Origin of the sequence: Citrobacter sp. Cb023 (assembly GCF_030336805.1) — a bacterium.
In the GTDB taxonomy this organism is placed as follows: Bacteria; Pseudomonadota; Gammaproteobacteria; order Enterobacterales; family Enterobacteriaceae; genus Citrobacter; species Citrobacter braakii.
The window spans coordinates 13,122-31,354 of the sequence record NZ_JAOWCV010000041.1 but is presented as its reverse complement, the minus strand read 5'-3'; the positions used below and the strand labels follow the sequence as shown (position 1 = coordinate 31,354).

The 18,233-nt window shown below is 49.0% G+C and carries 13 protein-coding genes and 6 pseudogenes; 6 read left to right on the top strand and 13 right to left on the bottom strand.

Annotated elements, in window-relative coordinates:
* Nucleotides 1-31: 31 nt before the first annotated feature.
* A pseudogene (locus tag OGW44_RS24840) lies at nt 32-241 on the top strand (IS91 family transposase); the annotation flags it as partial.
* Here the strand turns inward: OGW44_RS24840 and tet(A) are convergent.
* Nucleotides 187-1,386, bottom strand: coding sequence for a tetracycline efflux MFS transporter Tet(A) (gene tet(A), locus OGW44_RS24835; RefSeq protein WP_032153701.1), 1,200 nt, complete (start codon nt 1,384-1,386; stop codon nt 187-189). The pseudogene OGW44_RS24840 and the gene tet(A) sit on opposite strands and share 55 nt — an antisense overlap.
* 105 nt (nt 1,387-1,491) lie before the next feature.
* Between tet(A) and tetR(A) the strand changes: the two genes are divergently transcribed.
* Nucleotides 1,492-2,142 carry a tetracycline resistance transcriptional repressor TetR(A) gene (tetR(A), locus tag OGW44_RS24830; protein WP_001493764.1) on the top strand — a complete coding sequence of 217 codons (651 nt, stop codon included), beginning with the start codon at nt 1,492-1,494 and terminating at the stop codon, nt 2,140-2,142.
* Nucleotides 2,143-2,721: 579 nt separating this feature from the next.
* Here the strand turns inward: tetR(A) and OGW44_RS24820 are convergent.
* From OGW44_RS24820 to OGW44_RS24795, 6 genes and pseudogenes are all read right to left on the bottom strand, one after another.
* On the bottom strand, nt 2,722-3,558 hold the full coding sequence (locus OGW44_RS24820; RefSeq protein WP_000480968.1) for an aminoglycoside O-phosphotransferase APH(6)-Id: 837 nt from the start codon (nt 3,556-3,558) through the stop codon (nt 2,722-2,724).
* On the bottom strand, nt 3,558-4,361 hold the full coding sequence (gene aph(3'')-Ib, locus OGW44_RS24815) for an aminoglycoside O-phosphotransferase APH(3'')-Ib (protein ID WP_001082319.1): 804 nt from the start codon (nt 4,359-4,361) through the stop codon (nt 3,558-3,560). Before aph(3'')-Ib ends, OGW44_RS24820 begins: the two co-directional genes overlap by 1 nt.
* 60 nt (nt 4,362-4,421) lie before the next feature.
* Nucleotides 4,422-5,237 carry a sulfonamide-resistant dihydropteroate synthase Sul2 gene (gene sul2 / locus OGW44_RS24810; protein ID WP_001043260.1) on the bottom strand — a complete coding sequence of 272 codons (816 nt, stop codon included), beginning with the start codon at nt 5,235-5,237 and terminating at the stop codon, nt 4,422-4,424.
* A gap of 240 nt (nt 5,238-5,477) precedes the next feature.
* The gene (locus OGW44_RS24805) at nt 5,478-6,044 is read right to left on the bottom strand and encodes a hypothetical protein (RefSeq protein ID WP_000919994.1); all 567 of its coding nucleotides are present in this window, start codon (nt 6,042-6,044) and stop codon (nt 5,478-5,480) included.
* 862 nt (nt 6,045-6,906) lie between these two features.
* Nucleotides 6,907-7,082: pseudogene (locus OGW44_RS24800) on the bottom strand (transposase); the annotation flags it as partial.
* A 188-nt stretch (nt 7,083-7,270) separates the two neighbouring features.
* Nucleotides 7,271-7,447, bottom strand: a pseudogene (locus tag OGW44_RS24795) (transketolase family protein); the annotation flags it as partial.
* A gap of 59 nt (nt 7,448-7,506) precedes the next feature.
* Here OGW44_RS24795 and OGW44_RS24790 point away from each other — a divergent pair.
* Nucleotides 7,507-8,198, top strand: a pseudogene (locus OGW44_RS24790) (IS1 family transposase).
* 402 nt (nt 8,199-8,600) lie between these two features.
* Nucleotides 8,601-9,109 (top strand): annotated as a pseudogene (locus OGW44_RS25700) (ProQ/FINO family protein).
* A gap of 18 nt (nt 9,110-9,127) precedes the next feature.
* Here OGW44_RS25700 and OGW44_RS25695 read toward each other — a convergent pair.
* From OGW44_RS25695 to OGW44_RS24760, 3 genes are all read right to left on the bottom strand, one after another.
* Entirely contained in the window at nt 9,128-9,676 is a 549-nt protein-coding gene (locus tag OGW44_RS25695; RefSeq protein ID WP_032153702.1) for a UCP030791 family putative phage-derived protein, read from the bottom strand.
* 268 nt (nt 9,677-9,944) lie between these two features.
* Nucleotides 9,945-10,181, bottom strand: a complete 237-nt coding sequence (locus OGW44_RS24765) for a helix-turn-helix transcriptional regulator (protein WP_000958154.1) — start codon at nt 10,179-10,181, stop codon at nt 9,945-9,947.
* 68 nt (nt 10,182-10,249) lie between these two features.
* The gene (locus tag OGW44_RS24760; protein WP_032153703.1) at nt 10,250-10,822 is read right to left on the bottom strand and encodes a hypothetical protein; all 573 of its coding nucleotides are present in this window, start codon (nt 10,820-10,822) and stop codon (nt 10,250-10,252) included.
* A 14-nt stretch (nt 10,823-10,836) separates the two neighbouring features.
* Here OGW44_RS24760 and OGW44_RS24755 point away from each other — a divergent pair, with 14 nt between their 5' ends.
* Nucleotides 10,837-10,986 carry a hypothetical protein gene (locus OGW44_RS24755; protein ID WP_001421645.1) on the top strand — a complete coding sequence of 50 codons (150 nt, stop codon included), beginning with the start codon at nt 10,837-10,839 and terminating at the stop codon, nt 10,984-10,986.
* A gap of 119 nt (nt 10,987-11,105) precedes the next feature.
* On the opposite strand, the gene OGW44_RS24750 is transcribed toward OGW44_RS24755, so the two are convergent.
* A complete protein-coding gene (locus tag OGW44_RS24750) occupies nt 11,106-11,672 on the bottom strand; it encodes a YagK/YfjJ domain-containing protein (RefSeq protein WP_032153705.1) in 567 nt (188 codons plus the stop codon).
* Nucleotides 11,673-13,268: 1,596 nt separating this feature from the next.
* Complete coding sequence (locus OGW44_RS24745; protein ID WP_001067608.1) at nt 13,269-14,873, bottom strand: YfjI family protein; 1,605 nt, start codon at nt 14,871-14,873, stop codon at nt 13,269-13,271.
* 433 nt (nt 14,874-15,306) lie between these two features.
* On the opposite strand from OGW44_RS24745, the pseudogene OGW44_RS25860 reads away from it, so the two are divergent.
* Nucleotides 15,307-15,904, top strand: a pseudogene (locus OGW44_RS25860) (IS110 family transposase); the annotation flags it as partial.
* Between the two features lie 153 nt (nt 15,905-16,057).
* On the opposite strand, the gene OGW44_RS24725 reads toward OGW44_RS25860, so the two are convergent.
* Nucleotides 16,058-16,789 carry an inovirus Gp2 family protein gene (locus OGW44_RS24725; RefSeq protein ID WP_032153707.1) on the bottom strand — a complete coding sequence of 244 codons (732 nt, stop codon included), beginning with the start codon at nt 16,787-16,789 and terminating at the stop codon, nt 16,058-16,060.
* Nucleotides 16,790-18,233: the final 1,444 nt, after the last annotated feature.

The window sequence follows — 18,233 nt, the reverse complement described above, 5'->3', positions numbered from 1 at the left end:
ATGTAAACACAGTATTGCAAGGACGCGGAACATGCCTCATGTGGCGGCCAGGACGGCCAGCCGGGATCGGGATACTGGTCGTTACCAGAGCCACCGACCCGAGCAAACCCTTCTCTATCAGATCGTTGACGAGTATTACCCGGCATTCGCTGCGCTTATGGCAGAGCAGGGAAAGGAATTGCCGGGCTATGTGCAACGGGAATTTGAAGAATTTCTCCAAAGCCCGCGACGCAGCGCCGGCAGGCAGAGCAAGTAGAGGGCAGCGCCTGCAATCCATGCCCACCCGTTCCACGTTGTTATAGAAGCCGCATAGATCGCCGTGAAGAGGAGGGGTCCGACGATCGAGGTCAGGCTGGTGAGCGCCGCCAGTGAGCCTTGCAGCTGCCCCTGACGTTCCTCATCCACCTGCCTGGACAACATTGCTTGCAGCGCCGGCATTCCGATGCCACCCGAAGCAAGCAGGACCATGATCGGGAACGCCATCCATCCCCGTGTCGCGAAGGCAAGCAGGATGTAGCCTGTGCCGTCGGCAATCATTCCGAGCATGAGTGCCCGCCTTTCGCCGAGCCGGGCGGCTACAGGGCCGGTGATCATTGCCTGGGCGAGTGAATGCAGAATGCCAAATGCGGCAAGCGAAATGCCGATCGTGGTCGCGTCCCAGTGAAAGCGATCCTCGCCGAAAATGACCCAAAGCGCGGCCGGCACCTGTCCGACAAGTTGCATGATGAAGAAGACCGCCATCAGGGCGGCGACGACGGTCATGCCCCGGGCCCACCGGAACGAAGCGAGCGGGTTGAGAGCCTCCCGGCGTAACGGCCGGCGTTCGCCTTTGTGCGACTCCGGCAAAAGGAAACAGCCCGTCAGGAAATTGAGGCCGTTCAAGGCTGCCGCGGCGAAGAACGGAGCGTGGGGGGAGAAACCGCCCATCAGCCCACCGAGCACAGGTCCCGCGACCATCCCGAACCCGAAACAGGCGCTCATGAAGCCGAAGTGCCGCGCGCGCTCATCGCCATCAGTGATATCGGCAATATAAGCGCCGGCTACCGCCCCAGTCGCCCCGGTGATGCCGGCCACGATCCGCCCGATATAGAGAACCCAAAGGAAAGGCGTCGTCGCCATGATGGCGTAGTCGACAGCAGCGCCGGCCAGCGAGACGAGCAAGACCGGCCGCCGCCCGAAACGATCCGACAGCGCGCCCAGCACAGGTGCGCAGGCAAATTGCATCAACGCATACAGCGCCAGCAGAATGCCATAGTGGGCGGTGACGTCGTTCGAGTGAACCAGATCGCGCAGGAGGCCCGGCAGCACCGGCATAATCAGGCCGATGCCGACAGCGTCGAGCGCGACAGTGCTCAGAATTACGATCAGGGGTCTGTTGGGTTTCACGTCTGGCCTCCGGACCAGCCTCCGCTGGTCCGATTGAACGCGCGGATTCTTTATCACTGATAAGTTGGTGGACATATTATGTTTATCAGTGATAAAGTGTCAAGCATGACAAAGTTGCAGCCGAATACAGTGATCCGTGCCGCCCTGGACCTGTTGAACGAGGTCGGCGTAGACGGTCTGACGACACGCAAACTGGCGGAACGGTTGGGGGTTCAGCAGCCGGCGCTTTACTGGCACTTCAGGAACAAGCGGGCGCTGCTCGACGCACTGGCCGAAGCCATGCTGGCGGAGAATCATACGCATTCGGTGCCGAGAGCCGACGACGACTGGCGCTCATTTCTGATCGGGAATGCCCGCAGCTTCAGGCAGGCGCTGCTCGCCTACCGCGATGGCGCGCGCATCCATGCCGGCACGCGACCGGGCGCACCGCAGATGGAAACGGCCGACGCGCAGCTTCGCTTCCTCTGCGAGGCGGGTTTTTCGGCCGGGGACGCCGTCAATGCGCTGATGACAATCAGCTACTTCACTGTTGGGGCCGTGCTTGAGGAGCAGGCCGGCGACAGCGATGCCGGCGAGCGCGGCGGCACCGTTGAACAGGCTCCGCTCTCGCCGCTGTTGCGGGCCGCGATAGACGCCTTCGACGAAGCCGATCCGGACGCAGCGTTCGAGCAGGGACTCGCGGTGATTGTCGATGGATTGGCGAAAAGGAGGCTCGTTGTCAGGAACGTTGAAGGACCGAGAAAGGGTGACGATTGATCAGGACCGCTGCCGGAGCGCAACCCACTCACTACAGCAGAGCCATGTAGACAACATCCCCTCCCCCTTTCCACCGCGTCAGACGCCCGTAGCAGCCCGCTACGGGCTTTTTCATGCCCTGCCCTAGCGTCCAAGCCTCACGGCCGCGCTCGGCCTCTCTGGCGGCCTTCTGGCGCTCCTGCTGCGGCGTCCGCTCGTGGGCCGTGGCGCGGGTCCGCGCGCCGGCCTCGTGCGCCTGGCGCTCGCGGGCGAGGTCCAGGGCGGCCGTCTTCACGTTCTGCCTTGCGCAGATGAGATAGATCTAGCGTGGACTCAAGGCTCTCGCGAATGGCTCGCGTTGGAAACTTTCATTGACACTTGAGGGGCACCGCAGGGAAATTCTCGTCCTTGCGAGAACCGGCTATGTCGTGCTGCGCATCGAGCCTGCGCCCTTGGCTTGTCTCGCCCCTCTCCGCGTCGCTACGGGGCTTCCAGGGGTCGTTTGCGGGAAGGGGCGGAATCCTACGCTAAGGCTTTGGCCAGCGATATTCTCCGGTGAGATTGATGTGTTCCCAGGGGATAGGAGAAGTCGCTTGATATCTAGTATGACGTCTGTCGCACCTGCTTGATCGCGGCCGCGATAGCTAGATCGCGTTGCTCCTCTTCTCCATCCGCGTTCCAAGCTGCGGAAAGGCACCCATAAGCGTACGCCTGGTCGAGCAGGCGACGCGGATCGACGTCCAGCGCACGAGAGAATGCGTCCGCCATCTGTGCAATGCGTCTAGGATCGAGACAAAGGTCGTCTCTGTCAGCCGGATCGTAGAACATATTGGCGGCGCCAAAGCCCACTTCACCGACCAGACCGACGGGATCTATCACCAGCCAGCCGCGACTGGAGAACATGATGTTTTCATGATGCAGATCGCCATGTAGCCCACGCAGTTCCGAGGCATTGCTCATCATTTGATCGGCTATAATCGCCGCGTGGACGTAGTCAGTTTGACAACCTGCGTTTTGATCATCGCGCGCCCGCTGAAACAAAGCTGCAAAGCGATCCCGGATCGGGAGAAGGGCAGAAGGCAGGGGTTCCTCAGATGCGGCATACAGCTTCGCCATTAGTTCCGCTGCAATTTCGGTCGCCTGGTAGTCGCCGTGCTCGGCAACGATGTGAGAGAGCATTCGCTCCCCGGCATATTCGAGCAACATCAGATTGTTCTCACGACCGAGCAACCGGACTGCTCCCCTCCCATTGCGCCATACCAGATAGTCGGCCCCGCGCAGTTCATCAGCAATGTCTTCTATAGGTTTCAATCCCTTGACGATTGCAGGAGTCCCGTCTGGCAATGAAACTTTCCAAACGAGGCTGGAAAAGGTGTCCGCAATGAGAACAGGTTGCGAAACGTGCCAATGAGCAGGAAAAACAGGCGGCATGAACATCAACCCCAAGTCAGAGGGTCCAATCGCAGATAGAAGGCAAGGCGTTCGCGGTCGGGGGCTTCGATCCCCAATACATTGAATAGGACAGCGAAGGCGCGCTCTGCTTCATCTGGCGCTGCCCAGTTCTCTTCGGCGTTAGCAATCATGAGTGCCAAATCGGCATAGCGATCTGCTGTTCCGAGCCGCCCAAGGTCGATCAGACCCGTGCATTGAAGAGTTTTAGGGTCCACCATGAAGTTCGGCATGCAGGGATCACCATGGCAAACAACCATATCGGTGCGCTCTTGGTCGAGCCGCACCGGTAGCTCTCGTTCGACACGAGCCAAAAGATCGAGCTGCGGCGTACTCTTGTCCTCGTCCGGTAAGAAGTCGGGATTGACGGCATTGCGGGACACCACATCAACGGCGCGTCCGAACATTCGCGACAGCCTGCGCTCAAACGGACATTGATCAACCGATAGGCTGTGAACAGCGCCAAGTTGCTGCCCCATTGACGGCCACGCTTTGAGCAAATCCGCTCCAGACAGATCAGCCGCCGGTACTCCCGGAATTGCCGTTATCACCAAGCATGCACCCTCCTGTTCCTCCTGCCAGTTGATGACCTCGGGGCAAGCCACACCTCGACCTTTGAGCCAAATGAGGCGGTCACGCTCTCCAGCGAGCTCACCGCGGCGGGAAGCAGGTGCGATTTTCGCGAAGGCATGCCCGTCACCACGTCGAAAAACAAAATCACCAGATTCTCCGCCTCTGACAGGCAACCAGTCAGAATGCGATTCACCAAAAAAAATATTAGTTCGATTCAATGGAGGTTCCTTCAGTTTTCTGATGAAGCGCGAATATAGAGAAATATCCCGAATGTGCAGTTAACGAATTCTTGCGGTTTCTTTCAGCGCCGCCAATACCGCCAGCCCGTCGCGCAAGGGGCGCGGCTCGTGTGTGCGGATGAAGTCAGCTCCACCTGCGGCGGCGGCAAGCTCTGCAGCGAGTGTCGCGGCCCCGACATCCCCCGGACCACGGCCTGTGAGCGCGCGCAGAAAGGATTTGCGCGAAACAGACAGAAGCACCGGCAAATCGAAGCGCAGCCGCAATTCATCGAACCGCGCCAGCACCGAGAGCGAGGTTTCGGGAGCAGCCCCCAGAAAAAACCCCATGCCGGGATCAAGGACAAGGCGGTTGCGTTTGATACCGGCTCCCGTCAGCGCCGCGATGCGCGCGTCAAAGAACGCCGCAATGTGATCCATGATGTCGCCAGCGGGTGCCTCGCGCCGATCTGCCTGCCCGTCTTGCACCGAATGCATAACGACGAGTTTGGCAGATGATTTCGCCAATTGCGGATAGAACGCAGCGTCTGGAAAACCGCGAATATCATTGAGATAGGCCACACCACGCGACAAGGCATAGGCTTGCGTCGCGGGTTGATAACTGTCGAGCGAGACGGGAATGCCATCTGCCTTGAGCGCGTCCAGCACCGGCGCGATACGCGCGATTTCTGTGTCGGACGAAACAGGCGCGGCGTCGGGATTGCTGGATGCCGGACCGAGGTCGATCACATCTGCCCCCTCGGCCATCAGCTTACGCGCCTGCGCAATGGCTGCGTCTGGCGCCAGATACCGGCCTCCATCGGAGAAACTGTCCGAGGTTATGTTGACGATGCCGAAAATGATGAGCGATTTATTCATGGGGGCTTCTATAATAATAATAATCGAGCATGAGTCTCATACGGATGCTCGGGTCGAAAGGGAATCCCCAGGCGAGTAACCTGTTTGCGGTGATCCATTAGCTGCAGGAGCGGAATAGCATACATCTGGAAGCAAAGCCAGGAAAGCGGCCTATGGAGCTGTGCGGCAGCGCTCAGTAGGCAATTTTTCAAAATATTGTTAAGCCTTTTCTGAGCATGGTATTTTTCATGGTATTACCAATTAGCAGGAAAATAAGCCATTGAATATAAAAGATAAAAATGTCTTGTTTACAATAGAGTGGGTTTCCGGTGCTCCTTTGACACTCTCTCCATATCCCTCAGGTCCGGCACCAACAGATACCACGTTATTTTCTCCCGACACCTGTGAGCCATGGCCCAGAGCTACAGAGCCTGAAGAATTTTCTATTCCAGCCCATCCCCCAATAGCAACACTCTGCTGTGAATTAAGTACCTCAGCGCTCTTACCTATGGCAACACCATATTTTGACTCAGCCTGACCGGCATCCCTTCCCAGGGTGACACTGTGTGGAGAATTATACACTCCCGAAAAAGAGCCAAACTGAAGACTTCCTGGTGAATCCATGTTAAAAGCGCCACCTCCCAAAAGGAAAGTGTTATTAGCTGTACCAGTTGAATTCGTAATAAAAGAGTTTTCTCCAATCAGTAAGCTGGAAGAATTAGCATCAACAGGCCCTGTCAAAACAGCCTGAGCCTGAGCCGAGAGCAGCAGGGCCACACTCACTGCCAGCGCGCTTTTCTTTAAAAAAGCATCACGTCTTTTAAGCATTCTGTTATTCTCCTGTATTATTACTTCACCAGCCAGAACGGTAGTGCGGAGCAAAAATACAGTGATAAGAATCCTCTTTTATTAATTTAATAATGCCAGGAATATTATTGTGTATAATATGCGACCTCAATTTAAGCAGCAGAAAACGACTGGCATTAAAATCATTAAATTATAAACATATACAACTTTGTAAAGGTGGTTATAATAAACCTGATTACTTTAACGTCTGTATACCTGCACTGCTGATATCACAAAACAATAAAAATCCTGGTTAATATCTCTGATGATTGAATGAGAAATTCACGATGTCTGGTGAGAATTCTGTTCAAAACGAGGAATGCAGACGTACATGTGGCAGGCATGGACTTCTACCAATTTAACTTTTTTCCTTCCTTGTATTTACACATTGCACATTTTGCGCTACAAAAATTTCACGTGGCACGCACCACGTGATCCGTAGAAAAGCCTCTTGTTACGAATTTCGTAAACCGCACGTCTGTCTGGTCGTGCGGATTTTTTATCCGTCAACTTCACATGAAACCCGCCAGAGCACTGTTTCCGGATTCAGACATCAGGCATATTATTATCCACGATGTCGTGAACAAGATCACACTTTTGCAATTCCTTTATTGATCGAAAGCAGTTAATCACGGAAATTAATTACCGGAGTGAAAGCATTTGCTATATAAACATTCCCAGAAGACATCTTCATGTTGAATATTATTCCCTTATTGACTAGCCCCTCTGACAGAATTTCAGAGGGGGTTTTTTATCAGTTTCACCATCCAACCCTGTACGCCAGAATGGTTTCACTGTCACTCAGTTCTGCTATTGCCTTTTTCATCTCCCTTTACCTTACGTTCTGCCAGAGTCTGAGCCATTTGAACAGGAGGTTATCATTGATATCGTGTTCCCGGGCAATACGGGCAACAGAGGCTCCTGGTTGCAAAACCAGTTTAACCATTTGAAGTTTAACTCATTTGAAAATGATCTGCGGGGTTCTGCGGATAATGTTTTTGCTCCATAACAGGCGCCCACCAGTTTGAAAAGGTGGGCACCTACGTTACCAATACTGGCTTAATGGATACATACGGCGGTCGGTTCTTACGGTAAAACGACACAACCAAACGCTTCTTATCCTGCAATGAACTGCTTTATTACCGAGTTTAGTGACCGCACAGACACTCACTTTTAAGAAAAACAGAATGGTAAACAAACTCCATGAATTACAATAGCTCTCTGGCTGCCGCCACAATAGCTTGCGCGGTTAACCCGTACTCTCTCTGTAAAAAGTCCTGAGTTTCAACCTGGCCATACCGCTCTTTAACCCCCACCCGACGCATGGGCACAGGACAAGTTTCTACAAGCACTTCAGCAACTGCTGAACCTAATCCATTATGAATACGGTCATGACTCCAATTAGTTGAATTAGGGGTATAATAGCCACTTTTAAGGTTCTTTCATGGTCACAGTTAACCTTCATTGCTCCTGTTGCCAGTCCGTTCAGGTTTACCGTCACGGGAAGAACCCAAAGGACATGATCGATTTCGCTGCCGTGACTGTCATCGAGTGCTTCAGCTCACTTACCGTTACGAGGCCCGTAAACCGGGAGTTAAAGAGCAAATCACTGAAATGGCTTTCAACGGTGCCGGAGTTCGCGATACTGCCCGTACGCTGAAAATCGGCATTAATACTGTCATCCGGACTTTAAAAAACTCTCGCCACGAAGAATAACGTCATACCCGGTCGCTCATGCTGATATGGCTCTCATCTGCGAACTTGATGAGCAATGGAGTTTTGTCGGCAGTAAAGCGCGACAGCACTGGCTCTGGTACACGTACAACACGAAAACTGGTGGCGTTCTGGCCTACACTTTTGGCCTACGGACTGATTAAACCTGTCGTGAATTGCTGGCGCTGCTTGCCCTTTTACCATCGGTATGTTGACCACTGACGAATGGGGTAGTTACACCAGAGAGTTACCGAAGGAGAAGCATCTGACTGGTAAGATTTTTACTCAGCGCATTGAGCGCAACATCTACCTCTGAGAACCCGAATCAAACGTCTGGCCCGCAGAACTATCTGTTTCTCGCGCTCTGTAGAACTTCATGAAAAAGTCATCGGTGCCTTTATCGAAAAATATATGTTCTACTAATTGGAGTCACCACCTTCGTTTGTTTAAAGAACCTGCTGGTCCTGCCATTAATATTACCTGCTGATTGCTTCACATCCGGATTCCTCGCACTGCGCGCGGGTTATTGTTTCGTTTTCGGCCACGGGGTCGCCAGGGCTCTGTTTGCAGGCCATGATGGCCTGACCTGTACTGTTTCTCAGGCACTGAGATGTCCGTTTACGCCATTTGTTCCCGGATATCCTTAACCTCTGACGTTTGTTCCCTGCCCCTCTGTCTGATAACGAATACGCTCACAACGCACAGTACTGAACAATACCGACAACAACATGTCTTACATGAAATTCGCTGTAACATCCACCGGAAAACATTTTCAGATATCGGATGAGGTACTACTTCCATTGACAGCGCGAGGTAACAAAATTGATGGTAACTCTGACCATTAACCGTAAACCGCAGGGTATTTTCAGTAAATCACCGGCAACGCCGCTGCAGGATAAAACGGACACAGCATACAAAATGAAGGCCGGTGACCAGATACCACAGTTGAACGATAAACAGAAACCTGCTGATAAAACACCGTGGCGACATGACAAAACGCCAGAGCAAAAACCGTAAGCGCATTATTCGTCTTGTGGAACTCTGGCCTGAGTCATTCAACCGGGAAAAAAACAAAACCACTTAAAGTGGGGATACCTGACGACCTGATACAGGATATCGCCATCCGAGAACTGGCGTTTGGCGCTGGTACATTACATGCAGCAGTGGCGTCTTATGTGCAGTCTCCGCGCTATTACCGTGCGTTAATAGCAGGTGGCGCCCGTTACAACCTGAACGGTCAGCCGTGCGGGGAAGTGACACCACAGGAACAGAAAGAGGCAGAGACCCGTTTAATGATGCTGAATGACCGACGAAAAGCCAGAAAACCTCGTTGACTGCACAACTGCGCTGATTCACTGAGCTGTAATCAATGTACAGCGCTGTACCGGACGATGGGTAATGGCGATCACAACCGGTAACCCCAGAGACAATGCGACTGTTTTTAACGCAACATACTGGCCAGATGTATCACCCCGGGCAACCCGAAAACACCTTTCAACCTGGCATTGTCCGCCAGCGCTTATCACCTTCCAGGTCTGTTGCAATAAATCCACCCGTTGCGAACATTCTTCATCAACCGTGGCACTGGCCCGCGGATGGCAAATGCTCGTCTGGCTGAGCAGCAACAGGCATCGTATTGTTGCTCCTCCATGTTGTTCCCGCAACCAGCGTAATACCACCGGCGAGGATGGACAGGCAGTGTGATTACGCTCAGTAATACGTTCGTGCACCTGTCGGTAAAAGGAAGTACAGAATGCCTGAATCTGTTGCCCGTTGATGTTTCCTTCAGCCGAATGGAGCGTGAAGTGGACTGCCAGCAGACGCGGCCAGTGGTCCACCGCCTGCTGAACAAAACGCCGGATGTCTCCCGGCTCTGAAATTAAGGCTTCGGTTATTTGCACGAAATGTTCCTTTTCAAACCCTGTTGAATTTTGTTAAGCCGGTGCAGACACACGGGAAGGTGCGCATCAACACCGGTGTAATGCCAGTTATAAACAATGTGAATGGAATGACGAATCAGTCAGGAAAGAGCTACAACCTGCTGGCTGACCGGAGAGGGTCAGCAGGAAAATGAACGGTAATGTCGCCAGCACCAGGGACAGGGCTGATTTCCGCAATACCAGCGCCGGCATTTTGCACATTGCCAGCGTACCGGCATCACAACACGTTTCATGCTGCTGCTCCTCGTGATTCCTCAATTCGCTGCTGCATCCACTGCTCCACTTCACTTTTGTACCAGCGGCTGCTGCGGCCCAGCTTGATGGGTTTCGGGAAATGGCCTTCACTGATCAGCTTGTAAAACCATTTGTCGGTCATACCGGTGAAACTGGTGATGTAGTTCATGTCGATCAGGGGATCGTCAGCACGCAGCAACACGCTGTCGTGGCCTGTCATTGAGGTCAACATGGTCAGAATGTCCTTTATGAGATTTATGAAGGTTGTGCAAATGCGGATTAATCTGCTGAACGGTGTTTTCAGAGCTGGCCTGCTACGGGATACCAGGGATTACCGGCGAGGTAACGGGCTTCCGGATCGCGCACACCACGACGATCGCGGGCGAAATCACTGAACGCCCATATCAACTCTTTGAGGATGTCTTCGCAGTCCGGTGAACGACTGTCCAGCACCACATCCCGTGTTATCTGCTTCTGGTACGGTGCCGCTTCACCCGGTGACGCGAAGCCCAGTACGTTGCTCCAGGCATCCAGAATCAGCCGGTCCAGTTCAGGGCCATCGAAATACTCCTGTCTGACGCATAACACCACGTGGTATTCCGGTTTTTCAGGATGACGGGTCAGGAGCCAGCAGAGGTCACGTCCGGGTGTTGCATTCATCAGCGCACTGACGGTTTCGATAAAATCCATACCGAACCAGATTTTTCTGTCACTGAAGGCGTTGTCATGTTCCCACGGCAGACGAAGCAGGATCCGCCGTACCCGGGAGCAGGACTGTTCACGCAGCGCACGGTTGAGAACACCGATGATTTTGTTCTGATAAGACGGCCAGAAGGGCGCCAGGCTATAGTCGAAATGAGGGATACCATTCATAAGATATGCTCCATATGGAAACGCACGACGCATCCCCGCCAGCGAAAGACGAGCGTATGGTGAAACTGAAGGCGTCGTGTACTGAGATTGTTGATGTGATAACCGTGGAACCGGGGATGGCAGATGTCGTATGCCAGGACAGTCAGGAGACCAGACAGGTGTAAAATTCCTGAGGTGGGTTTAAGGTGAATGATCTCCGTTGACTTCAGTTCACATCATTAATCAGGGCGGTAGATTTTTACCGACGGAGTGTTTCCAGGAGCGGAGGCTCAGGCCTTAAGCTTCAGAAGTGAGGCTTACGAGGACGCCCTGCAGCAGGACGCTCAGGAACTTCACTGCAGCCGTAGGCACACAGCCCGTCTTTTTGCTCTTCTTTCGCCAGATAATGCAGGGCACCGCGAATATTATCGATGCTTTCAGGATCGTTGTGGCGCACAGGAATGTTGATGTTGTATGTATAATGCGGCTGATATGTACAGCGGTGTGCCGAACCGCTGTTATGCGTAATAGACTGCCAGCATTCCGTAATCCGCTCCGCAAAGGGATATATTTTTTTAACCCTCTGACGATCGAGCCAGAAAACCGCATGCGCATGAAAACCATGATCAGCCGTCCATTCAATCACCCAGAAGAAACCAACGATATTTTCAAATTGTTCCACCTGCTCCAGCAGCATACGCAACTGCAATTCAAGCCAGCGATGATCAGGTTGTAAGAAATCAGGCGTATCTTTCCTGTAGAAGAAATCCATGCGTAAGGCCCGCAGACGGGAATAGCGTGCGACCAACTGATTGATGTGATTGTCAAGTAAAGCGGTAAAAAACCAGTTTGGTGTGTAAGATTTAGGCATGCTGATGACTCCTGAAAGTTAATGACGTTTTAAGTGCTGTAAACGAATTAATGCTTTCGCTCATAATCAGATCTAAAACGGTAATAACTTACAGACGGTATTTATCAGGCATGCTGTAACAGAATGGATACGTCGGTTATTAACGACACGTAGCGTTGTGCAGAAATAAATGGATTATCTGATGGTATTAGCTAAAGAGATGAGATAAACGAGGAGTGAATAAAATACAGAATCAATAAACATCACGAAATACTGCAAAATATGCGATAAAAACCCACGATCAGAAGTTCAAGAAACATATTACGACTAATCACCATCATAAATTACAAACTTGCTCTCAATGGTTCTAAAAAACCGTGTACAAGGCCAACACGATACCTGTAACCCAATAAACTTACACGCACTCATTTTATCTGTTAAAAACAACTCATGTTCAAGATATGAACGTTAACGGGTACACGGTACCAGAATGAAACATACCATGGATGGATAATTTTCATTTTATTTAAAATACAAGATAATCAGGAACGAACAAACACAATCAGAAATTCACTCTATTAATTCTGTTATTTACCCTGCTCGGCTAATCGTTACAGAATAATGGATACCTTATTAAAGAGTAAGCATTCAGTTAATCAGTGATGACAGAAGTATTGATATTTACCAGAATGGTTAAAACATATCAGATAAACAATCATTGTTAAGCAAATACAGCTCATGATGGATAAAATTAAAATAAATTATTATTTTACTGAAAACAGGAACAGATGGATATCAGCAATAGCGTAGTAGAGAATAACTTATCTGAGTATCATATGAGTTACAGTAGTTATGATTGAGGAATGGAGAAGGTGGATACCATGATAATGGTGACAATGAAGATTAGACAAGGAAGGGAGTGAATATAACTGGATGAGAATAAGAGTAATGGAATGTGTAAAGACAGAGAGGGAAAATGAAGGGCAGAGATGGATGATAAATAAAGGGGTAGATACTAATTATAGTAATAAACCTAAATTAAAATTATCCATGTTTGATGAGTAAAAATAAGAAATCATCCGTTCTGAATACGAACATGACAAACCATTATCTTACAGAAAAAATATCAAATCATTTTTCTTCACTCTCCTATTGAAATGCAAACTTGAACAGCATCTCTTTTCAGTAACAGTGATAACCATTCGTTATTCAGGCAGAGACCGACATTATCATATACACCTACACTCATCACGACGAAAATCAAACGAAGTTATATATGAAAACTCACACAATATGGTTAATGATTAGCTTTAATCTATGTTAAAAATAATCTTTCGATTCACTTTCGATCAATAAAAAACGAAAGCCATGCTTCCACCAGTGCGCACACTCCTGTATTCAACCAGCTCTGACAGCAGGTCATTATGAAAACAAAATTAAATCACAGATGTGGTGCATGTGCTGCTACTGTTGCTACCGTAGCGGTTTTTTCAGAGAAATTCTCATTCCCCCCCCATAATTGGTGAACATTTGCATAGGTGCAGGATATGCAAAACGCCTTATCACCAACCTCCGAATGAAGGTTGGTTGATTTTGTTTTATCTGTGTAAGGTTATTTCAAAATAAGCTATACTCTGAAAAAGGTGACGCAAATGACGGAATTAATTCCGGTGGAATATTAACGTGATATGCTTTCGCTTTATGAATATTCTCGGGTAGAACAATATCAAACTGTTCGTAATACATTGCGCCTAAAGGAAGGAGGTAACCATTGTTACAATAAACAGAAACATAAAGTGCCTGATGCGATCGCATTCTGATGATACATAAATACCCCTGACAGATTAACTGATTGAGTACAGGTGTAAGTTTTTCTGCTCTTCTCAGTCGATTGGGACCATATCTTTCAATGTCTGTTTTCCTGATAGCACGCCAATTATTCTGCCTTATTCGGGTCATAATCCATGCATACAGTTCACAGGCATCCTGTTCAAACTGGCATCGTGCAGACATGGGATAAAATATTGTGCTCGCCTCCTCCAGATACCAGTCCATGAGATGCATAGCTTTAAAAAGCGCAATTGATTCAATTTCCTCAGCATCTTTATAGCAATAGCAGGTGAATATTCCAGCTATCCTCAGTATATTAGAACCTGCTTTCAGAACAATATCTCTGATGTGTTCCCACTCCCCGCCTGCAAGCGCTTTTCTTTCAATCTTAATCTGGTTTTCCTGCCACTCCCCCAACGCTTTCTTCGCAAGTTTTAATGTCTTCCTTTCGGTGCTCATGCCGGGGAAATTAATGTTGTGGTTTAACAGGAATCCGTTAATCTTTTTATGAAAGTTCTCCAGGGTTGATATTGTTCTGAACTCACCTCTCGTATAATCACGTATCCAGGAAGAACTTACAACCTGACTGAACAGAAACCGGGAAAGAAATCCGCTTCCCCACGCCAGTACGTCATTTTTATTTATATAATTCGTAAAGACATCCGGCTGAGACATTAACGAAAATGTCAGACGTGGCGCGATATGGTATTTCTCGTCAGCCCGTCCAAAATCAAACGGTTGCCCACTCCATGCTTTATTCAACAGGCCCGGATAATTTTTCAGATAGCTTCTGAAAAAAGTGACCGCCTCATCAGAAATAACCCCTGCCTCAGGATGTTCATTGAGCCCTTCCACAAGCGCTTTAAGCGAAACATCTTCATAGATAAAATTCGGTCGAACCGGACGTGTCGGTTTATTTCTTTCGTGATTACGCAGCGCCTCTTCTTCCTGTTCCCCCGGATACCCCCGGTTAACAACCTTTCTTAAATTGGCAGCAAGCGCTTTCTGCCGGGTATTCCAGATCTGTAGTTCAGTCTTATAATCTTTGTTTCTCTCTTCGTATTGTTGAATGAGTCGATCGGCAAATTCGTAACAGGGGTTCATCACCAGTCTGTTTATCGTTGTTTTTCCCGCGCCTGGCTCTGCGATTGCCAACAGATAAAGTGAGCAGGGTTCCGGCATGTTGGTGTGAGGATGAACAACGTCAACCAATGACTGACAGGAGAGTGAGAGCGTTGCCAGTACAGTATTAAAAATGAGCTCCAACGGAAGTTGGGTACTTTCATATAAGTCGTCAATGAGATACGCAAGCTCACTAGGAAATAATCTGTAGGTTAAATCAGCTGGGAAGTGGTGGGATGTCTGCAAGGATTGCACATAATCGGGATTCATTGTAATGGACCTCCTTCGCATACTGTAATCAACGCAAAACTTACTGTTCAGTTCAGAAATATACCGACATTGTGAGTATGTTCGCTGACGTCGATAATAAAATGGCTTGTATCCATTCACCAGTCCCGACGCATTTATGATGCTGACAAAAGCAAAACGACATGGAGGTGCCTCAGAAGTCTGGCACCACAGCAACAAACGATGGGGGCATGAAACACAGGGAACATTGCGCCCCTGAGCGTTGAGGATCTTCCACCTTGTATCCTGGTTCTTCGTTATCATGAGCAGCGAACAGATTTGGCAAAGCGTATGCAGCCTGGGGCCCCTTAGGGTTTAAGCCCATATGTAAGCAAATGGCGCATACGCTGAGCCACTCATCTGAAACCCGAACAGTTGTCCGTACTCCATAACGCATTAGCAAGAATGGGCAATAATGAGTCTGCCAAATCCACTTTGTGTTGATACCGATGTGTCCAAAACAACGCTGGATATTGCCGCCAGCAACACTATTGAACGGTTTTCTGTTGCCAGTGGTGCTGACGGCGTTGATTTCATCATCGCTGAACTGAGGCAGCACGATATGGCCTTTGTGTTGATGGAAGGCCGCCATAACCTGTGCGTTTCAGCCCGAAGGTTTTGAGATCGCCGTAGTTAACCCCAGGCAAGCTCGTGACTTTGCCCGTGCGATGGGATATCTGGCGAAGACTGACCCGCATGATGCGCGGTTTTTTTGCCCAGATGGCTGCAGTTATTAATTACCATCCGGAACGAGACCGCTTTATCCGGACTTTGCCGGATGCAGAACGTCAGGTTCTTAATGCCATAGTCGTTTGCAGACACCAGTTGATCGCAATGCCAGTTACTGAGCAAAACAGGTTGTACCCGGCTCACCCGCAAAGCAAAAAAAAACATTAATATCATCAAAGCGCTGGAAGATGAACACCCACATCCGGAACCATTTTAAAGAACCAGCTGAGCACCTGAGCAACATTAAAGGCATCGGCGTAATGACTACGGCGGTGCTGGTAGCCTGTATGCGCAAACTGCTGACCATCCTGAATGCGATACTCAGAAAGAACAAAGAAATGTAATGAATCCTGCCATCAGGTTACTCCATAATTTTGTTGGTCAAGACAGTTAATTACGTGACGTATGCTCAGGCACCGGATGCCGTTTTACAGGGCTCACCTGCCATCCAGTAGACGCCCCGGCCCACGACTGCAACCATAATTACGTTGCCCAGAACCGTCATGCTGCTTCGTCTCATACTTCACGAGATAACAGGCTCTCTCCATGGCTTTCTGCATCGCTTCCACATCACCACGCTTGACCCAGAGAACAGCGGCTTCACCCGGCTTTTTGTCTGAAGCCTTCCTGGTTTCAGAACATCCACCCGACAAAGGCGTATCATCGGAAGAAGGGCGAGCATCAGATGATGTCGGTTTACGGAAAGGCGTCCGCCTGGAAAAATGAACCAGTCCATTACCCTGCCAGGGCTCGAGATGCAGAGCACTGCACCATGCCAGCTTGATCAGCGTCGCCAGCGAAGAAGGAACGGTGAAATCCCCTGGCGAGCACCAGGTATCTTTGTTGAGCAGTAATATCACGTGATAATGTTTCCTGCCTTTTTCCTTGCCAAACTCCCGACACCAGAAATAACGCAGAGTGGTTGCACGCACACGCTTGTTGGCACGTCGTTTTTTCCGCTGGTAAGCCTGAATTTTTGCTTTCAGGGATTCGAAAAAACGAGAAATCACTGCTGAATCTAAATCGGTATCCATAATAGTGGCAGGCATATACTCAGGAAAACGTAAATCCACCCGAATTAACGAGACGGCACGGTGCTGCACTAGGGCACTGTCGAGAAGGCTGTCAAAACGGGATAACCAGTAAGCATTGTGTATTGGTTGATTCATGATGAGAGATCTCCGTTGATTTGGATTGACTTCACATCATTAATCACTGCGGTAAAACTTTACGGCATCCCGCCATTGAGCAACGCCAATGGCTCCTGATTAAAACAGAATGAATCCCCCACGAAGAAAAGATAAACCTACACGCAGGGTAAAACACACAACAACGGCATAAATGGTTTTTAAAAACTACAAAGCCCGAAGGGAAACGGATCAACAGAACGTGCAAACAAAACACCAAAAACGCAATCAGAACGCTTTCTGCTGCTGTGAATCAACAACAATACCAAAACCTACAGCTTAACCACAAAACTCAATCACAGAGCCGAATAGCGCGTTTAAAACCTGTTTACAGATAACCCTGCCCCGAGAACAAAAACCACCAACATCAGAATCGATTTTCTTATCCTGAAAACGTTACTTTTCAACACACCATAAAAACGATTAACCATCGATAACGTAAATCTCATCTGAATCAAAACACCAGAACCAATCATCACGCTTTTTCTGAAAAGAGCCTTATGATGAAGATAATCACCTTGCACTGAGAAAAAACACCAGGGCCAGTTAATCATCTCATCAATCTTATCGCTACAAAATCATCCATAAAACCATTTAACAAAATCATCGTAAGCACACAGTAAATCACGCCAGGTTATCTCAGCCGGATTTGCGTTTTACATAAAAACACTTGTCTCAGGTTAACGACTAAAAACACGAAAACTCATAAAAGGTTAAATGTAACATCAGAAAAATAGAATATCATATTGATTGCTTAAACAGGAAAGATTGTTTTGTAGTAGCATTAAGCTGATTTTAGTTAACGTAAAAACAGGACTGACAGGTTTACTAAACTGGATGTGTATCAGACAAAGCAATGTGTATAACAATACTTAATGAAAACACTTGTAGAATTGTTTATGAAAACATGTGTATGTCTGGTAAAACACTTAGTAGAAAATACGTGTATAACACTTACTGAAATGCTTAGTAAAAACACTTAGTAAAATATGTGTAGAATTATCTATTTAAAAAGATATGTATATAACACTTAATAAAAACATGTGTATATAGTATCATACCGACATTCTCAACATCTTCAGACACTCATGCAGACTGAATGTTCGTTTCAGTTTTTCACGGCCAGCATGGGGATTTTTGTTCTGAAAACGGAGCAGATTTACTCTGGAATTATTTTTCTGTCCCCGTATTTCAGGCCCCAGAAAAGACAATCCGAAGCAAACCGTTTGTCAGCTTCCATATCATCTTTTACCCCCGGAAAGTGATCGCGTTTTACAACCAGAATGACAGCCATACTGATTATGTCGTCTCCCGGCCCCCTTCACATATAACATGCATGCCTGTCATTGCTTACTGCTCCACATGACAGGATTTCACATACAGGATGCGCATTCAGTGTTTTTATCGCCACTATAACAGACAGATT

Coding starts and splice junctions, on each gene's coding strand:
- OGW44_RS24765 (WP_000958154.1), bottom strand. CDS start 10,181: ATGTTGACCTCAATGACAGGCCACGACAGCGTGTTGCTGCGTGCTGAC.
- OGW44_RS24820 (WP_000480968.1), bottom strand. CDS start 3,558: ATGTTCATGCCGCCTGTTTTTCCTGCTCATTGGCACGTTTCGCAACCT.
- sul2 (WP_001043260.1), bottom strand. CDS start 5,237: ATGAATAAATCGCTCATCATTTTCGGCATCGTCAACATAACCTCGGAC.
- OGW44_RS24725 (WP_032153707.1), bottom strand. CDS start 16,789: ATGAATCAACCAATACACAATGCTTACTGGTTATCCCGTTTTGACAGC.
- OGW44_RS24755 (WP_001421645.1), top strand. CDS start 10,837: ATGGAAACGCACGACGCATCCCCGCCAGCGAAAGACGAGCGTATGGTG.
- OGW44_RS24805 (WP_000919994.1), bottom strand. CDS start 6,044: ATGCTTAAAAGACGTGATGCTTTTTTAAAGAAAAGCGCGCTGGCAGTG.
- OGW44_RS24745 (WP_001067608.1), bottom strand. CDS start 14,873: ATGAATCCCGATTATGTGCAATCCTTGCAGACATCCCACCACTTCCCA.
- OGW44_RS24760 (WP_032153703.1), bottom strand. CDS start 10,822: ATGAATGGTATCCCTCATTTCGACTATAGCCTGGCGCCCTTCTGGCCG.
- OGW44_RS24750 (WP_032153705.1), bottom strand. CDS start 11,672: ATGCCTAAATCTTACACACCAAACTGGTTTTTTACCGCTTTACTTGAC.